Here is an 18,523-nt window from a genome sequence, read left to right as displayed (position 1 = left end):
GAGAAAAAACTAACTACCATGGAATCAAAGTGTCCAGCGCGAGAGCACGCGCCGGACGATTTCCGCTACCGCTTCGACATGGGGCTCGCGCACGAGCTGGGAGTGATCGCCCGGGAGCCGGTGGTGCTCCAGCCCTCCGGGAACGAGGGGCCGCCAGAGAGACTCGAGCGGTTGGGGTAGCGGATGGGGCCGGTCGGCGGCCGCCACCAGCACCATGCGCCCAAGGTAGGGACGGGGCCGGTAGCGGCGCAGCGCCCCGAGGTTCCGTCTCAGCTCCTCCAGGAGGAGCCGCACGTCCTCGGGCCGCACGTCCCCGGCCTCGGCGCCACGCTGAGCGAGCCGCGCGAGGCCCCCCTCGGAGAGCAGCGCGTGGCACTCCTCCGCCGGCAACCCCAGCTCCGCGCCCACCACCTCCGCCAGCTCCAGCGCCTCCCAGCCCTCGGGCAGCTCGGCGCCATCATCGGGCATGGAGTCGATGGCGATGAGCGCGCCCACCTGCCGGCCCCTCGCCTCGAGCTGCCTCGCCATCTCGAAGGCCACCACGCCACCGAAGGACCAGCCAGCCAGGTGCACCGGACCCTCCGGCTGAACCTCGACCACGGCCCGCACGTACTCGCGCGCCAACTCCTCCAGTTCCTCCGGTCGCTCCCCGCCGAGCAGGCCCACCGAGCGCAGGCCATGGTGCGCACGTTCCTGACCGAGCCGTTGCAGCAGGGGCTGGTAGCAGAGCACCCCGCCGCCCACCGGGTGCACCCAGAAGAGCGGCGGCTGGGACCCACCGTCGCGCAGCAGCACGCGTGGAGAGCGCGCCTGGGACCCGGGACGCGAGCGCAGATGCTCCGCCAGCGAGGCGATGGTGGGCGACTCGAAGAGGACGTCCAGCGGCGGCCGCGTGCCGAAGCGGCGCTCCACCTGGGCCATCAGCCGCAGCGCCAGCATCGAGTGGCCGCCCAGCGCGAAGAAGTCGTCCGTGATGCCCACCCGCGCCTGCCCGAGCACGCTCTTCCAGATGTCCACGAGCGCCTCTTCCACCGGGTCGCGAGGCGCCACGGCCTCCGCGCGCGGACCCCCATGCGCGTCCTCCGGGGCTGGCAGCGCCTTGCGGTCCACCTTGCCACTCGAGTTGACCGGCAGCGCGGTCAGCGGCACCAGGTACGCGGGGATCATCGCGGGGGGCAGTGTGGCGGACAGGTGCGCGCGCAGCGACTCCGTCCAGGCCGGCAACTCCGCCTCCGGCACCTCGGTGCGCACCACGCAGTAGGCCACGAGCCTCACGTCTCCCGGCCCGTAGGCGCGCGTCACCACCACGCAGTCGCGGATGCCCGGCCACGTGCGCAGGCGCGCCTCGATCTCCCCCAGCTCGACACGCACCCCGCGGATCTTCACCTGGTGGTCCGTGCGGCCGAGGAACTCGATCTCCCCGCTCGGCAGGTACCGCGACAGGTCTCCCGTGCGGTACAGCCGCGCCCCGGGCTCGTCCCCGAACGGGTCCGGCACGAACTTCTCCGCGGTGATGTCCGGCCGGCCCTGGTAGCCGCGCGCGAGATAGTCGCCGCCGATGAGCAGCTCGCCCGGCACGCCCACCGGCACCGGCCGCAGGTGCGCGTCCACCACGTACATGCGCGAGTGGGAGATCGGCCTGCCGATGGGCACGCTCTGCAGGCCGGGCACGGAGCGGCAGGTCCAGTGCACCACGTCTACCGTGGCCTCGGTGGGACCGTAGGTGTTGACCAGCTCGGCGGACATCGTCGCGAGGAAGCGCTCCTGCAGCTCCAGCGAGATGGCCTCGCCGCCGACGAAGACGCGCCGGAGCGACGGGCTGCCCGTGAAGCGCGGCTGATCCAACACCAGCTCCAGCATGGACGGCACCAGCTCCAGGCTCGTGACGCCCTGGGTGGCCACGTGGTGCGCGATGATCGACGGATCCCTGTTGCCACCGGGCGGAAGCAGGACGAGCCGCGCCCCCGTCGACAGCGCATGGAAGATCTCCAGCACGGACGGGTCGAACCCGAGCGACGCCACCTGGAGCACCCGGCTGCCCTCGCCGAGCGGGTACGCGGCCTGTCCGAACGCGAGCCGCTGGCACACCTCGCGCTGGGCGAGCATCACGCCCTTGGGGCGGCCGGTGGAGCCCGAGGTGAAGATGACGTACGCGAGGTTCTCCGGCAGCACCGCCGCGGGAGCCAGCGGCGCGGAGTCCTCCGTCCGCAGCTCCGCGTCGTCCAGGAACAGGCGCGGGAGCGCCATGGCCGGCAGCCTGTCCTCCAGTTTCCGCTGCGTGAGCAGCACCCGGGCGTCCGCGTCCTCCAGCATGTACCCGAGCCGCTCGGCGGGATGCGTGGGATCCAATGGCACGTACGCGCCACCCGCCTGGATGACGCCCAGCACGCCGATGACCATCTCCAGCGAGCGCTCCGCGCACACGCCCACCCGCACCTCGGGCCCCACGCCCAGTGCCCGCAGGTAGCGGGCCACGCGGCGCGCGCGCTGATCCAGGGCGCGGTAGGTCAGCCGCTGATCATCCAGCGACACGGCGATGGCCTCCGGCGTGCGCGCCACCTGGGCCGCGAGCAGCGCCACGAGGGTCTGGTGCGCCGGCCGCGCCTCCGAGGTGAGGTTCCACTCGCGGGTGATGCGCCGCCGCGTGGCCTCGTCCATCACCGGCAGCTCGTGGACGCGGCGCGCGGGGACACGCATCGCCTCCGTGAGCAGGGCCTCGTAGCCCACCAGCCAGCCTTCCACCGACTCCGCGTCGAAGAGGTCCGTGTCGAACTCGGCCTCGAGCGTGAGCCCGTCCCCGGTGTCCGTCACCGACAGGGTGAGATCGAAGGTGGACGTGCCCGTCTCCACCGTCACGGGGCTCGCGTCCAACGCGGCGAAGCGCACCGGCACGCCGCCTCGCTCGTTGTAGATGAGCATCGTCTGGAAGATCGGCGTGTGCTGGGTGGAGCGCACCGGCTGCAGCGACTCCACGAGCTGCTCGAAGGGCACGTCCTGGTGCGCGTAGGCGTCCAGGCAGACCTGCTTCACCCGGGCGAGCAGCTCGCCGAAGGGCAGCGACTCCGGCACCCGCGCGCGCAGCACCAGCGTGTTGATGAAGCAGCCGATGAGCCCTTCCACCTCCCGGTGGTTGCGTCCGGAGATGGGAGAGCCCACCAGCAGATCCTCCTGGCCGGTGAGGCGGCGCAGCAGGGCCATGTAGGCCGCGAGCGCCAGCATGAAGGGCGTCACCCCAGCGGACTGGCTCGCCGCCAGCACCTCGGTGCGGAGCGGGACGGGCAGCACGCGGCGCAGGGTGCTGCCCCGGTAGCGCTGGCGCGGCGGACGCGGCCGATCACGCGGGAGCTCCAGCACGCTCAAGTCCCCGGAGAGCTGCCGCCGCCAGTACGCGAGTTGCTCGGCGAAAGCACCCGAGCCCATCCACTCGCGCTGCCACGCGGCATGGTCGGCGTACTGGATGGGGAGCGCCGGCAACCGCGGCTCGCGCCCCTCCAGGTGCGCGGCGTAGAGCTCACCCAGCTCCCGCACCAGCACCTGGAGCGACCAGCCATCCGAGACGGCGTGGTGCATGGCGGCGACGAGCACGTGCCGCTCGGACGAGAGCGTGCACAGGTGGAGGCGAAGCAGCGGCCCCCGCGCGAGCTCGAATGGCCGCTCCGCCCAGGCCCGCGCCAGGGAGAGAGCGCGCGACTCCCGCTCCGCCTCCGGCACGTCCTGGAGCGACACCTGCTCCAGCACCACGTCCTCGCCGGGAGTGATGACCTGGCGCGGCTCGCCGTCCACCGACACCAGCCGCGTGCGCAGCACCTCGTGCCGGGAGACCAGCGCTCGCACCGCCGCCGCGAGCGCCTTCGCTTCCACCCGCCCCGCGAGCCGCACCGCGAAGGACATGTTGTAGAAGGCACTGCCTGTCTCGAGCTGATCCAGGAACCACAGCCGCTGCTGTGAGAAGGACATGGGCAGCGGTCCCCCCCGCTCCACCGGCCGCAACGGCACGGTGGCGAGCGGCCCGGTGCCAGCCTTCAGCGCCCGCAGGTGCGCCGCGAGTCCCTCCAGAGTCGGGTGCTCGAACAAGGCCTTGAGCGGCAACTGGACGCCGAACGCCTCGCGGATGCGGGAGACGACGCGCGTGGCGAGCAGCGAGTGGCCGCCCAGCGCGAAGAAGTCCGCATCCAGGCCCGGGGGAGCGATGTCCAGCACCTGGGCCCACACTTCCGCGAGCGTGTGCTCTTCCTGGGTGACGGCCGGGCGGTGCGGCCCGGACTCGACCACCGGCGTGGCCTCGGCGGCGAGCAGCCGCTGCCGATCCACCTTCCCGTTGGGCCCGAGCGGCAGCACCGGAACGAACGTCCACGCGGTGGGCACCATGTATTCGGGGAGGCGCTCACGCAGGGCCGCGCGCAGCTCCGCCGTGGAGGGCGTCGCGCCCGGAGCTGGCACCACGAAGGCGGCGAGCCGCTTGTCTCCGGAGGCGTCCGGCCGCAGCAGCACCACGGCGTCACGCACGTCCGGCCGCGTCCGCAGCACCTCCTCGATCTCCCCCAGCTCCACGCGGTAGCCGCGCACCTTCACCTGCCGATCGAGCCGCCCGAGGTACTCGATGCGGCCATCCGGCAGGAACCGCGCGAGGTCTCCCGTGCGGTAGAGCCGGGCCCCGGCCTCCTCGCCGAAGGGATGAGGGATGAAGCGCTCGGCGGTCAGCTCCGGCTGGCCGAGGTAGCCGCGCGCGAGCCCGGGGCCACCGAGCAGCAGCTCCCCCGGGACGCCGATGGGAACGGGGCGCAGGCGCGAGTCGACGATGTACGCCTCGGTACCAGGGATGGGGCGCCCGATGGGGAAGCCATCCACCGGCGCGCGCGGCGGCACCACGTGGGTGCAGGCGAAGCAGGAGTCCTCCGTGGGACCGTAGCCGTTGACGAGGGTGCAGTCCGGGAAGCGCTCACGCACACGGCGCATGTGGTGCGCGGAGACCGCGTCGCCTCCAGCGATGAGCACCCGCACCCCGGCCAGGCCCTCCAGGTTCTCCTCCACCATCTGGTGGAAGAGGCCCGCGGTGAGCCACAGCGTGCTCACCCGGTGACGCTGGAGCGTCTGCCCCAGCTCCTCCAACGAAGGCGTCCCCGGCGGAGCCACCACCACCTGCCCGCCATTCGTGAGCGGCCCCCAGAGCTCGAAGGTGGAGACGTCGAAGGAGATGGACACGAACTGGAGCACGCGCTCACCGGGACCGAGCCGCGCATAGGTGGCGCCCGTCACCAGCCGCGCCACGCCCCGGTGCGGCACACCCACGCCCTTGGGGCGGCCGGTGGAGCCCGAGGTGTAGATGACGTAGACGAGGTGCTCCGGCCCCACGCCGCTCCGCGGATCGTCCTCGCGCTCGCGGGCGAGCATGTCCCGGTCCGCGTCCAGCAGCACCCGCCGCTCACCTTGCGAGGGGATGCGCCGGGCCACGCGCGACTGGGTGACGAGCACCGGCACCCGGCTGTCGCGCAGCATGAAGGCGAGCCGGTCCTCCGGGTAGTCGGGATCCAACGGCAGGTAGGCGCCGCCCGCCTTGGAGATGCCGAGCAGCCCCACCACCATGTCCAGCGAGCGCTCGGCGCTGATGCCCACCACCACCTCGGGACCCACGCCCAGCCCGCGCAGGTGGTGGGCGAGCTGGTTGGCCCGGCGGTTGAGCTCCCGGTACGTGAGGGTCATGTCCCCCTCGTTGACGGCCACCGCGTCCGGAGTGCGCCGCGCCTGGGCCTCGAAGAGCTCCGGCAGCGTGAGCCCCTCGCCGCCCAGGACCGGCACCCGGCTCCACTCGCCGAGGATGCGGTGGCGCTCCTCGTCACCCAGCAGCGGCAGGTCCGCGATGCCCACCTCCGGCGTCTCCACGCCCCACAGCACCCGCTCCAGGTGGGCGAGCAGCCGGCGGACGGTGGCCTCGTCGAAGAGGTCGGTGCTGTACTCGGCGAAGCCGCGCAGGCCCTCTTCCGTCTCCGCGAGCGACAGCGTCAGGTCGAACTTCGTCGCGCGCGTGGCGATGGACTCCGGCGTGACGCGCAGTCCGGCGAGCCGCAGCGGCACCTGGGGCTGGTTCTCCAGCACCAGCATCACCTGGAAGACGGGTGGAACGCTCAGATCGCGCGGCAGCCGCAGCTCCTCCACCACCTTCTCGAACGGAAGCTCCTGGTGCGCGTAGGCGTCCAGCGTCTCCGTCCGCACCCGGCGCACCAGCTCGCCCAGGCCCGGGTTGCCCTCCAGCGACACGCGCACCGCGAGCGTGTTCACGAAGAGGCCCACCAGCCCCTCCAGCTCGCGCCGGTTGCGGTTGGCCACCGGCGTGCCGACGACGAGCTCCGCCGCCCCCGAGTAGCGGTGCAGCAGCGCGTCCAGGCCCGCCAGCAGCGTCATGAAGAGCGTGGCACCCTCGCGCTGGCTGAAGGCCCGCAGCCGCTCCACCAGCGCGCGGGGGAGCGTGAAGTCCAGCGTGGCGCCGCGGAAGGTCTGGGACGCCGGACGCGGCCGGTCCAGTGGCAGCTCCAGCACCGGCAGCGGCCCCGCGAGCTTGCGCTTCCAGAACTCCGCCTGCTTTCGCGGCCCGTCCCCCTGCATCCAGCCGTGCTGCCACTCGCTGTAGTCCACGTACTGGAGCTCCAGCTCCGGTAGGGGAGAGGGCCGGCCCTCGCGCGCCGCCGCGTACACCTCCAACAACTCCCGTGCGAAGACGGCCATGGACCAGCCATCCGCGACGATGTGGTGGAGCACCAGCAGCAGGAGGTGCTCCTGCTCGGCGAGCCGCAGCAGCCAGCCTCGCACGAGCACATCGCGCGACAGCTCGAAGGGCCGCGCCGACTCCTCCGCGCACACCGCCTGCGCGCGAGCCTCCCGCTCACCCACGGGCAGCGTGCTCAGGTCCACCCGCGCGAGCGTCAGCGGCTCCGGTGGGTAGATGAGCTGGAGCACCTCGCCGTCCACGTCCTCGAAGCGCGTACGCAGGGCCTCGTGCCGGCGATACACCTCGGAGAGACCCCGCTCGAGCGCCGCCACGTCCAGGGGACCCGTGAGCCGCAGCGCGAAGGGCATGTGGTAGGCGGCGTTTCCCGGATCGAGCCTGTCCAGGAAGAACAGGCGCGCCTGTGCGTGCGAGGCGGGGAAGGCGAACGCCTCGCCTTTCTGAAGCTCTTCGGTCCTGGAGTCGGTCGCGATGTCGGCCATGCGGATTCACGCGCGCAAGGCGCGCTCTCGCTCTCTGGAGTGAAAAAAAGGTTCGAAGGGGGCTATGCGCTCGGCACCGGGGCGGCACCTGGCTCCAGCGCGTCTTCTATGTTGTGGATGAGGCGCGATGCGCGGCCCAGTGCCATCATGAGCACCAGCACCACGCCAATGATGATGAAGAGCAGGCCGGAGCCCCTGCCCTGCCCCACGCCGATGACGCGCCCGACGCTCTCGACGAGCGCCCCACCGGGCAGGAGCAGCGGCTCCAGCACCCGGTCCACGAGCGGCCCCACCGACAGGTAGGTCACCACCGAGATGCATGCGCCCAACACCCGCCGCAGGCTGAAGGCCCGGCCCTGCAGTTCGGCCGGCACCCGGGTCTGCCAGATGGCCGCGTGGCACACGAGCACCACCGGCGCGCAGAACATGATCACGAAGCCGACCACCGCCATCGCCAGCAGAGACGGCACCGCCCCGCCCACCACGAGGCCCAGGCCCACCACCGCCCCGCCGCCCAGCATCCCGTCCACACGCCGCCGAGGCCCGCCCCACACGCTCATCGCCACGCTGCCACACAGCGCGCCCACCCCACTCACGGAGAGGACGAGGCCCATGGCCTCCGGTGAGGCCCGCGCCAGCAGCATCGGCATCACGAGCACCTGCACCGCGCAGAGGGCGAGGATCACGAAGCCGAAGAGCACCAGCAGACCCACGAGCGCGGGCCGCGCGGCCGTGTACGCCCAGGCCTCGGCCACTTCGCCCCAGACCGAGCGCACCGGCGCCTCGCCCGCGACGCGCGGCACGGGCGGGAAGCGGAACGCGAGCAGTACGGAGATTCCCGCCAGGAAGGACGTGAAGTCGACCACGAGCGCGCCCATGATGCCCGTCGACACGAGCAGGACTCCCGCCAGCGACGGGACGACGATGTCCGCCACGCCCTCGCCCACCTGCGTCAATCCCACCGCCCGGCCCAGCTGCGCCCGGGGAACGATGAGCGCCGTCGCGGCGGACCAGGCGGGGGAGTGCAGCGCACCGGCGCTCGCGCTCACCACGATGGCCAGGTAGAGATGCCAGGGCTCGAACCGCCCCGCGAGGACGAGCCCCACGGCCACCAGCATGCCCAGCGCGGCGCCCGTGTCCGCCAGCAGCATCACCGTGCGCCGGTCATAGCGGTCCGCCAGCACGCCGGTGAAGGGCGTGAGCACCAGGGTGGGCACCATGTCACACGCGGCCATGAGCGCGTAGTCCGCCACCGCTCCCGTGCGCTGGAAGAGCCACACACCGAGCGCGAACCGCGACAGGCGCGAGCCGAGCAGGGAGAGCCACTGGCCGATCCAGAGGATGAAAAAGGCCTGGAAGCCCGTGGCCACTCGACGGACGCTCGCTGGTTGTGAGCCCACCCCCCTCGCGCGCTAGCGCGCCTCCAGGTCGGACGTGGGCTCCAGCGTCGGCCGCGGCAGCGAGGAGATGCGCCGGTAGAGCGCCTCGCCGTGCTCGCCCGCCGAGTGCGGGAACTTCTCCAGGTACATGAGGCGGAAGCCATTGTCGCGCAGGAACGCGTCCAGCTCGTCGAAGAGCACGCAGCCCGTGTAGCGCTTCTCGAAGTTCACCTCGGCGAAGAGGGTGTCGATGTCCTGGAGCGTCCGGGGCGCACCGCGCAGCGCCTTCAGCTCGCCGCCCTGGATGTTCATGTAGAGCACGTTGTACCTACCCGCCAGCCCGTGCCGCTCCATCAGGGTGTCGAGCCGGAGTGCCTCCACCTGCACCTTCGCCGGAGCGTGCGCGTCCGCGGCCTCCTTGCCCACCTGCCGGACCCAGTAGTCGTAGTCCGGCTCGAGCAGCGAGTTGAGCGTGGGGACACCGGGGATCATGAAATAGGTGCACGCCCCATCACTGTCCGACAGGGCGTTGTTGACGCAGCGGATGCGCTGGGACTCGAGCCGCGCGAGCTTGGAGAAGTCCTCCGGGTTGGGCTCGATGGCGAGCACCGACTCGAAGCCAGCGTCCAGGAAGGCGCCGAGGTTCTCACCAACGTGAGCGCCAGCGTAGATGAGACCGCCGGGCTTCACGCCATGGGTCCGAAAGAGAGTGCGGAAGGTGTACATGTTTTGGCGCGAACACTAGCCGATGCGCCACGCCGCGCCCAGGCTTCGTGCCAGGCTCCATTTTATCGAAGTCCGAGATGTGCTCTTCCGCCTCTGGAGCCACCGCGGAGGTCATGCGCCCGGGATGCGCGACTCGCGCGACGTCCAGAACCCGACTGCGACTGCGTCCCGATGGGTACGCACCGCGCCACCGATGCACATGCTCTCACTCCATGTGGAGAGCACCCGGACCGATCACGACTGGGAGCAAAGCCACATCGGGAGAAGAGCCACATGTTAGGTTTACCCCCCTGGGAAACGACACCAGTCAGCTGCGAGCCCGGCACGCATGAGGTAGAGGGCTCTCCCGCTTCCCCTGGGAAAGACATGACTTTGGTGCAGAGCCTGGCGAGCATGGATTCGCCACAGGAGTTGGAACGACGGCTGGCGTTGGTCAGGCCCGAGGACACCGCGTGCGGCTACTTCTTCAACTGTGCCCTGGACGAGGTCCGGCGTCAGGACGACGAGGCGGTGTTGAAGCGCTGCATCGAGGTGCTCGGGCAGGAGAAGTTCGCCGCCTTCTTCAACTACCCCATCAGCTCCCTGCTCCGGCTGCTCTACACCGCGGCGTGGGGCCTGAGCGAGAAGCACGGCGGCTTCGAGAGAGCCCTGCGGCACCTCGGGAGAAACGTGGCCCAGGAGTTCCTGCGGAACACGGTGGGCAGGACGATGCTGTTGCTGGCGGGGAGGAACCCCAAGCGTCTGGCCGAGGGCCTGCCGTCCGCCTACCGGACGGGCTGGCAGCATGGGATCAGCACGGTGCAGTGGATGGGCCCCGGGCAGTACACCGCCTTCATCCACGGCAATGTCATTCCCTACCCCTACTTCGAGGGAGTGTTGAGTGAGGTACTCATGGCCACGGGAGTGGCCAACGTGAAGGTCACGGGCCAGCAGATCGGCCCCGCGGACAGCGAGTTCGCGCTCACCTGGGGCTGAGAACCACCGGGCCGGGCCTTCTCGATGTACGATGCCGGCGCCCCCCAGGCCTGGACCACCCCCTTGGATTCGCCACTGAAGCTCGCCCTCCTCACGGTATTGCTCTGCGCCAGCACCGCTCGCGCGGAGGATCCCGTGTCCGCCGAGCAGGCGCGCACCGAGCGGGTACGCGCCGAGCTGGACCGGCAGCTCCAGGAGATGGTGACCAGCTCGCCGCCGGAGGTACGGCTGCTGTTCGCCGGCCTGGACCCGGCGGAGCACAAGCTCGTCGAGGTCCACTTCACGCTCGATGGCCAGCCTCTCGACGTGCCTCCGGTGGAGGAGCTGGGCTCGCCCGGACCGCGGGTGCTGACCTCCCGGCAGGTGGCGGAGGGTCCGCACACGCTCGTGTCCAACGTCGTCTACATGGACGCCTCGTGGAACCTGTTCAGCGAGACCTCCGGCTTCCTGTGGAACATGACCTCCACGCTCAACTTCCAGGCGCAACGCGGGCTGCGCGTGGACGTGAAGGCCGTGACCGTGCTGGTGCCGGACGCGAAGGATCCCCGGCTCAAGCTCAAGCTGTCGCACGACGTGACGGTGGAGATGACCGCGAAGCTCGCCGACGGCGAGCTCCCCGAGCCGGTGCCAGCGCCCCCAACGGCCTCCACCGCGAGCAGCCCGGAGCCGCGGCCGAGCACCGCGGACGCCACACAGAAGGGGCGACTGCTGGTGCGAGCCACGGCGCGCCGCAAGCCCGTGGGGGCGACGCTCCTCGTGCGCGGGGCCACCCAGCGGCAGGTGGCACTCAAGCGTGGAGCCAGGACCGCCACCGAGGTGGAGATGCCACCGGGCGCCTACACGGTGGACATCCTCGCTCCCGGCTATCTCGCGCAGACGCGCCGGGTGGAGCTCGCGGGAGACAAGAAGCTGCCGTTGGGCTTCGAGCTGGTGCGTGCTCCGAAGAGGAAGCTCGTGCAGGAGAAGAAGAACCGGCTCGAGCCGCGGCAGCCGCTCCGCTTCCGCATGGGCCAGGCGGCGTTCGAGCCACGCGGGGCCGCCCTCCTCCAGCACGTCGTGGACGCCCTGGTGCGCCGCCCCCAGCGACGCCTGCGCATCGAGGGACACTCCGACAACATGGAGGCCGCGGAGTCCGAGCGCCCGCAGCTCTCCGAGGCACGGGCGCGCGCGGTGGTGGAGTGGCTCGTGAAGGCGGGAGTGGACCCGGCACGCATCGAGTCGGCGGGCTTCGGTGACACCCGGCCGAAGGCCCCCAACCTCACGCCTCGCGGACGTGAGCTCAACCGGCGCGTGGAGTTCATCGTTCTCGAAAAGTGAAAGCGCACGCGGCACGGCGCATCCAGCGATCTCCTGGTTAGAATGCTGGCCCCATGAAACGAGTCGCCCTCGCCCTCAGCCTCGTGCTCGTCGGCTGCAGCCAGGATCCAGGAGCCATCCAGGCCGTCATCCAGATCGATCCCCAGCTGCCCGCGAGCTGCATTGCCCTGGACGTGGTCTCGAATGACGGGACGGTCCTGCACAGCCGACTGATCGCCCGTCGCGCCGACCGGAACGAGCTGCGCATCGCCATCTTCCGGGGCGACCTGCCCCAGGAGCTCCAGCTCCGGGCCAGGGCCCTGTGGGGCGCCAACTGCCAGGACGAGAAGGCGCTGAGCTTCAACGGACGGAGCAGGAGCTACGAGGCGCGCTTCGATCCGGAGCAGATCCACACCATCCCCATCGAGCTGCTACGGCCTTCCCTCTCCGAGGACGCGGACCAGGACGGCTTCATCTCCGACCAGAGCGGTGGCCCGGACTGCGACGATGACCGGACGCCTCGCAACCCCAGCGCCCAGGAGGTGTGCGACGGCAGCGAGGACCTCAACTGCAACGGGAACCGAGGCTGTGACGATGCCACGTGCTCGCCCACGGCCTGCGCCTGGATGCCCACCTCGCTCGCCTTCACCAGCCCCCCGAGACAGGCGCGCGCGGGCCAGTGCTCGGGGCCGTTCGTCGTGCAGCGCAACGACTCCAAGAACGACCCGGCGGCGCCCCAGCTCGCCACCCCTGTCGCGCTCGAGAATACGCTCCCGGCCGGCACCACCCTCCACGCGGACTCGGACTGCACACGTCCCCTGTCGTCGCCCTCCATCGCTCCGGGTAGCAGCACCCTCTCCTTCTACGTGCGCGGCACCCGCCCCGGGGCCGGAGAGCTGACCGCCACGTCCAGCGGGTTCCAGCCGGCCACCCTGGGCCACACCCTCATCCCGGGACTGGTGTCGAAGCTCGTCTTCACCTCTCCACCGCGGACCCCGAAGGCGGGCGAGTGCGCCCCCATCACCGTCGAGCGGCGCGACGAGTTCGACAACCCCACCTCCGGGACGGTCCAGGCCCTCACCCTCACGCCCGTGCCCTCGGCGCAGGCCGCCCTCTACCAGGACGCGAGCTGTGCCACGCCCCTCACCTCCCCGACCTTCTCCGCTCAGGACTCGGCGCTCACCTTCTATTTCCGCGCCACCCGTGCGGACTCGTTCGAGGTCTCGGCCTCGGCGCTCGAAGTCACCGGCGACAAGCAGAAGCAGACCGTGAAGCCCGGCGAACCCAAGAAACTGGTCCTCGGCCCCACCACCGGGCAGACCCTGCTGGCGGGTGAGTGCTCGAGCTCCGTGACCGTGGGGATCCGGGACGAGTTCGACAACGTGACCTCCATCCCGGGAGGCACCACCCTCACCCTGAATGCCCAGCCGGCGGAGGGCTTCGGTTTCTACACGGATACCCAATGCGCGGGCGCCACCACCTCCACGCTCAACCTTCCCGACGGAGTCACCGATACGGGCTTCCGCTTCAAGGGGAGGACCGGCGGGACGGTGGAGATCACCGTGTCCGCGTCCGCATCGACGCTCGCCCAGGCGAAGCAGTCGGAGACGGTGGTTCCCGCGGTCCGCCGGGGCGAGTGCCTCCTGAAGAACGGTGACACGAGCGTCGATTGTGCCCTGCCGATTCCGCTGCGCAACCGCGACCAGGCCTTCCTCATCTTCCAGGCCAGCACCAGCAACAACACTCCCGGCTCCGCGTTCGTCCGCTGCGCGCTGCCCGACAACAACAAGATCACCTGCGACCGCGACAGCAATCAGGGAAACGCCTTCATTCAATGGCAGGTGGTCGAACTCCTCCGCGGCCTGCGCGTCCAGCACCGACTGGTGACTTGCACGGGCCTGACGACCTCCGTGAACATCACCACGGTGCAGCCGGAGAAGACCTTCGTCCTCTTCAGTGTCGCGCAAGCCGGAACAACGGTCGACTCCAACGACGTCGTGATGGCCCAGCTCGCCAACAACACCCGGGTGGACATCACCAACCAGGGGGGCTGCGCCCCCACCCGCTACGCCCTGCAGGTCGTGGAGCTCGATGGCCTCTCGGTGACCCGGGGGGTGACGGCGTCCATGAACGCCAACAAGAGCTCGGTCGATGTGTCGGGCCTCGCCACGGCGGATTCCAACCACTCCGTGTTGCTGTCCAGCTTGAATACCCTGGTCGCCAACACCGAGATCTGCAACCGCATGGTGCGGGGCGAGATCGTCAACGACACCCAGCTGCGCTTCTCTCGCTCGGCGGGCAACACGTCGTGCGACCTCGGCAACGCCATCTCCTCCATCGTCTGGGAGCGCATCACATTCCCCTCCCATGTTCTCGTCCAGACCAGCACGCTGACCGCGAACGGTGGCTCCAACAACGCCACCGCGACCCTCCCCACGGTGGTGGATCCCACCCGGACCCTGCTCCTCTCCAGCAGCCAGGGCTTCAGCGGTCAGGGAGGCGGCGAGAGCGGACACAGAGGCGATGACATCATCGGCGTGGCCACCGGGCGGCTCCGGTTCACCCCCGACGGCAGGTTGGAGATCCTCCGCGACAATTCCTCGGATGCCGCGAAGTGGACCTCCTACGCCGTCCAGCTCGAGCCCTAGAACCCCGCTCTTCCGTTTTGAACGACCCCGCCGGTCGCTTCGACCGACCGGCGCGGGGGACCTCGGGGTCCCGTGCTCCGTCCTCCCTCGGAGAACGGCGAGCACGGCGACTGGCCCGCGAATTGCCACCCTCGCGCGTGGAACCGCTTCACTCCACCCCCGCGAGGAACCCCGAGATGAACCAGTCCCTGAACCTGATGGCACCCGAAGTGAGGGCCAATCCCTACCCGTTCTACGAGGAGCTCCGACGCGGGCCGGTGTGCCAGGTGGAGCCGGGAGGCATGTGGGCCATCAGCCGCTACGACGACGTGGTCGCCGTCCTCAAGGATCCCCGGCGCTTCTCCTCGGAGGGACTGGGCCGGAGCTTCCGGCCGCCCTGGCTGGAGCGCAATCCCACGGCCGACTCCCTGGTCATGAAGGATCCGCCCGAGCACACCCGACTGCGCACCCTGGTCGGCAAGGCCTTCGGCGGTCCGGCGCTGAGCCGGTTGGAGCCGCGCATCCGCGCCATCGCCGAGGAGCTCGCCGAGGCCGCCGTGCGCCGCCAGGACGTGGACTTCGTTGCCGACTTCGCCCTGCCCCTCCCCACCCGCGTCCTGAACCTCTTCTTCGGCCTGGAGCCTTCCATGGCGTCGCGTCTGAAGCGCTGGGCGGACGATCTGGTCAGCATCCCCGCCAGCCAGCCCTCGCCCGAGCGCATTGCAGAGGTCCGTCAAAGCCTCGCGGAGATGGAGCACTGCTTCGAGGCCCTCATCGAGGCCCGGCGCGCCGAGCCCAGCGATGACCTGGTGAGCGAGCTGCTCCGCTCGGAGGCGCTGACGCACGAGGAGCTCCTGAGCTTCCTCTTCGGCATGGTGCCCGCAGGCATGGAGACGACCGTGTACCTCCTCGCCAACACGATGGTCGTCCTCGCGGACCATCCGCACGAGCTGGAGCGCGTGCGCGCGGAGCCGGCGCTCATCCCCCGGCTCGTCGAGGAGGTCCTCCGCTACGAGCCACCCGGGCAGAGCAGCCTCCGGCTCGCGACCGAGGACGTGGAGCTCTCCGGAGTCACCATCCCCCGCGGGGCCCTCGTCGTCGTCCTGATGGGCGCGGCCATGCGCGACGAGCGCCGCTTCCCCCAGGCGGACCGCTTCCTCCTGGAGCGCGAGGGCCAGAGCCACCTGTCCTTCGGACACGGCCCCCACTTCTGCCTGGGAGCGATGCTCGCTCGCCTGGAGGCCCGCCTGGGGCTCGAGGCACTCTTCTCGCGAATCCGCGGCTTCTCCCTCTCGCGGAGCGAGCTCTCCTGGTCGCGGTCGATCATCGCCAGAGGCCCCCTGAGCCTATCGCTCCACCTGGAACCGACTCACCAGCAGAGCGCCGACGCGACGCGCCAACCTGGACCACACCCGTAGCAAAACGAACCCCAGCCGAGGGAGTGGCACTCGCATGCGACCGCGTGCTCGTCCATCATAGGGGTACATGAGTGACATCGCATTCCTGTGCCACCCCACGGTGGGACACCTCAACACGCTGCTGTCGACGGCACTGAAGATGAAGGTCGAGGGTGTCTACAACCCTCGCCTCCTCGTGCCGGGGGCACCCTCCCTGGGGTTCCGGCTGCGGCCAGACATCCTCAACAACGTGGTGGACGTGCCCGCCATGGTGGAGCGCGCGGGACTGCCGTTGGAACGACTTCGTCCCGCACTCGGCGTGCTCTACCACGCCATCCGGCTCGCCCGGAGCATGGCCTACCAGGAGACCCGGATCGCCCTGGAGCTCTTCACCGCCGGGGCCGAGTCGGGTGCACGCGAGGTGATCCGCAGGCTGGAGAAGAACCCCGTCGAGGTGGTGGTGACCGACTTCGTCTTCTACCCGGCCATCCTCGCGGCCGAGAAGCTGGGCCTGCCCTGGGCGGCCGTCTACCACTCGGGCCTCACCTTCCGGGGCCGTGGCGTGCCCCCCTGGGGCAGCGGTCTGCCGCTCGGCACCCAGACCGGTCCCGAGCTGAAGGCCGCCGAGGACGCCGAGGCGGAGGTGCTCGCGAAGCTGGCGCGCAAGATGAACAAGGTCCGGCGCTCGCTCGGGTTGGGCCCCGGTCCGGACGACGTGCTGCGCAACCCCGCCTCGCCCTGGCTCAACCTGGTGATGAGCCACGAGGGGCTCGAGGCGCCGCGCTCCAACGAGGGACAGAGCTGCTTCTACGTCGGCCCCTGCTTCTCGACGCGACGCGGCATCGATGCCGAGGGCTTCCCCTTCGAGAAGCTGAACAACAACCTCTACAAGGTGTACGTCTCGCTCGGCACCGTCTTCAACGACAAGCCAGAGGTGTTCCGCACCATCCTCCGGGGACTCGACGCGCCGGGCATCCAGGTCGTCGTGAGCGCGGGAGCGGCCTACCCGAGCCTGATCTCCAAGCCCCTGCCGTCCAACGTGCTCCTCTTCCGCCGCGTCCCCCAGGTGGACCTGCTGCCGAAGATGGATCTCGTCATCGGCCACGGGGGCAACAACACCACCAACGAGACGCTGGCGGCGGGCAAGCCCCTGCTGGTGATTCCGGTGGGCGGCGAGCAGCACGACAACGCGCGGCGGGTGGAGTACCTCGGTGTCGGGCTGTTCCTGCCCCTGCTGGAGCTGACCGCGGAGCGCCTGCGCCAGGAGGTGACGCGACTGCGGCAGGAGCCCACCTACCGCGAGAACGCCGAGGCGCTGGGCCTGTGGCTGGAGGAGAGCGACGGTCCGACCTCGGCCTCGGCCCTCATCTCCCTGCTGGCGCGCCGCCGCAAGCCCTTGTGCCTCCCCCTCGGCTCGCCGCGCACCGTCACGCGCACGGGCCTGGACTCGCTGCTCGCCTCACTCGACGACTCGACAACCCCCGCCACACGGAGCGCCTGAGCCCCCATGACCGCCACCACCTCGGATTCCGTCACGCTCGTCGCCGCGTTCCGCAATGCCATCGAGGACACGGAGCGTGACTTCGCGTCCATGCCGTTCTTCGTCAGACCGATGGTGCGCCGCGGCTTCGCGGGCCGCACCGGGCAGGGCCTCGATGGATGGCGGCAGCTCGCCACGTCGCTCCTCACGGAGGTGAAGGCGGGCACCGAGCCGGCCCGCGTGCGCGATCGCTACCCGTGGCTGCGCGAGCAGTTGGAGCAGCTGGCGGAGAACTACCGGACGGCTCCCGAGCGGGCTTCCCGAGGGATGATGGGCGCGCTGACGGGCACGCTCCAGGCCGTCCAGGAGTCCTCCCGCCGGCGGGAGGAGACGGTCCGCGCCCTCATCGACTGGCTCGGCTAGTCACGACTGCACGGCGGTGGGCTCCAGCTCGGAGCTCACGCTGATGCGGCTGTAGAGCACCATACCCACCACGATGAGCGCGGCCCCCACCAGGCTGAAGGGTGAGGGCCACTCCTCGCCCAGGAAGAGCACGCCCAGCACCAGCGCGAAGAGCAGCTCGGTGGCCTGCGTGGCCTCGACGGCGGCCAGTCCCACCGGGTTGTTCGCGGTCATGTGCGTGGCGCGGAAGAACAGCGTGGTGGCGATCACCCCGGAGGACACCGCCACGCCAGCGGACTGCAGCACCTGCATTGGCGAGGGCCACCCCGCCCGGACGTAGCCGTAGGCCGCCACGCACAACCACACCGGCAGGCTGCCCACCGTCATGCCCAGCACGCGCTGGCTGGCATCCAGCGAGACGCCCTCGCGCTCCAGGTGCAGCATCAGCTTGCGGTTGCCCAGCGGGTAGGCCGAGGCCGAGAGCACCACGAAGACCAGGGCCAGCCAGGCACTGGCGGGCATGGCCAGGTGGAAGTGACCCAGCTGCAGGACCAGCACGCCCACGAGGATCAGCGAGCCCACCGCCACGGCCTTGAGCGGTATCCGCCGCCGGGCGTCCGTGTAGATGAACGGGGAGAGCAGCGGGCCGGCGAGCACCGTCAGTTGGAAGGAGCCGGCGATCAGCCACGAGGGCCCGTAGTCGGCCGACAAGGCCAGGAACGAGTAGAAGACGCCGAAGCCCACCCCGCCCCAGAGCAACCACTCACGCGGGTGCCGCCGCAGCTCGGCCCCCAGCGAGGGCCAGCCTCCGCGCAGGCCCACCAGCACGGACAGGATGGGCAGCATGATGAAGTAGCGCAGCGCCGCGCTCCAGGCCCAGTGTCCCCCCGCCGCCGCCATGCTGCGGTTGAGCACATAGGTCATGGTGAAGAACAGCGCCGAGCCCAGACCAATCAGGAGCGCGGGCAGAGCGGAGGAGGACTTTCGCATGGGGTGGACGTGCGCGGTGTGAACCCCTGGTTATCATGGTTCGCACCG

General features: G+C 70.5%; 10 protein-coding genes. 6 read left to right on the top strand and 4 right to left on the bottom strand.

Annotated features, from left to right (window positions below; genetic code table 11):
- Positions 1 to 24 precede the first annotated feature (24 nt).
- The 3 genes from JRI60_RS21930 to JRI60_RS21920 form a co-directional block, all read right to left on the bottom strand.
- Positions 25 to 7,203, bottom strand: a complete 7,179-nt coding sequence (locus JRI60_RS21930) for an amino acid adenylation domain-containing protein (RefSeq protein WP_204227786.1) — start codon at positions 7,201 to 7,203, stop codon at positions 25 to 27.
- 62 nt (positions 7,204 to 7,265) lie between these two features.
- Entirely contained in the window at positions 7,266 to 8,573 is a 1,308-nt protein-coding gene (locus JRI60_RS21925) for an MFS transporter (protein WP_204227785.1), read from the bottom strand.
- 42 nt (positions 8,574 to 8,615) lie between these two features.
- Positions 8,616 to 9,308: an FkbM family methyltransferase gene (locus JRI60_RS21920; RefSeq protein ID WP_204227784.1), complete on the bottom strand. Its 693-nt coding sequence runs from the start codon at positions 9,306 to 9,308 to the stop codon at positions 8,616 to 8,618.
- Positions 9,309 to 9,701: 393 nt separating this feature from the next.
- Between JRI60_RS21920 and JRI60_RS21915 the strand changes: the two genes are divergently transcribed.
- From JRI60_RS21915 to JRI60_RS21890, 6 genes are all read left to right on the top strand, one after another.
- Positions 9,702 to 10,283: a TIGR02265 family protein gene (locus tag JRI60_RS21915; protein WP_204227783.1), complete on the top strand. Its 582-nt coding sequence runs from the start codon at positions 9,702 to 9,704 to the stop codon at positions 10,281 to 10,283.
- Between the two features lie 63 nt (positions 10,284 to 10,346).
- Positions 10,347 to 11,600 (top strand): OmpA family protein, encoded by a 1,254-nt coding sequence (locus JRI60_RS21910; protein WP_239470653.1) that lies wholly within the window; start codon positions 10,347 to 10,349, stop codon positions 11,598 to 11,600.
- A 53-nt stretch (positions 11,601 to 11,653) separates the two neighbouring features.
- Positions 11,654 to 14,227, top strand: coding sequence for a putative metal-binding motif-containing protein (locus JRI60_RS21905; protein WP_204227781.1), 2,574 nt, complete (start codon positions 11,654 to 11,656; stop codon positions 14,225 to 14,227).
- Positions 14,228 to 14,403: 176 nt separating this feature from the next.
- Positions 14,404 to 15,624, top strand: coding sequence for a cytochrome P450 (locus tag JRI60_RS21900; protein ID WP_204227780.1), 1,221 nt, complete (start codon positions 14,404 to 14,406; stop codon positions 15,622 to 15,624).
- A 67-nt stretch (positions 15,625 to 15,691) separates the two neighbouring features.
- Positions 15,692 to 17,104, top strand: coding sequence for a glycosyltransferase (locus JRI60_RS21895; RefSeq protein WP_204227779.1), 1,413 nt, complete (start codon positions 15,692 to 15,694; stop codon positions 17,102 to 17,104).
- A gap of 6 nt (positions 17,105 to 17,110) precedes the next feature.
- Complete coding sequence (locus JRI60_RS21890; protein WP_204227778.1) at positions 17,111 to 17,506, top strand: hypothetical protein; 396 nt, start codon at positions 17,111 to 17,113, stop codon at positions 17,504 to 17,506.
- Here the strand turns inward: JRI60_RS21890 and JRI60_RS21885 are convergent, their stop codons facing one another.
- Positions 17,507 to 18,475 carry a DMT family transporter gene (locus JRI60_RS21885; RefSeq protein WP_204227777.1) on the bottom strand — a complete coding sequence of 323 codons (969 nt, stop codon included), beginning with the start codon at positions 18,473 to 18,475 and terminating at the stop codon, positions 17,507 to 17,509.
- Positions 18,476 to 18,523 lie beyond the last annotated feature (48 nt).

Origin of the sequence: Archangium violaceum, from assembly GCF_016887565.1 — a bacterium.
In the GTDB taxonomy this organism is placed as follows: Bacteria; Myxococcota; Myxococcia; order Myxococcales; family Myxococcaceae; genus Archangium; species Archangium violaceum_B.
This window is presented reverse-complemented; position numbering and strand designations above follow the sequence as displayed.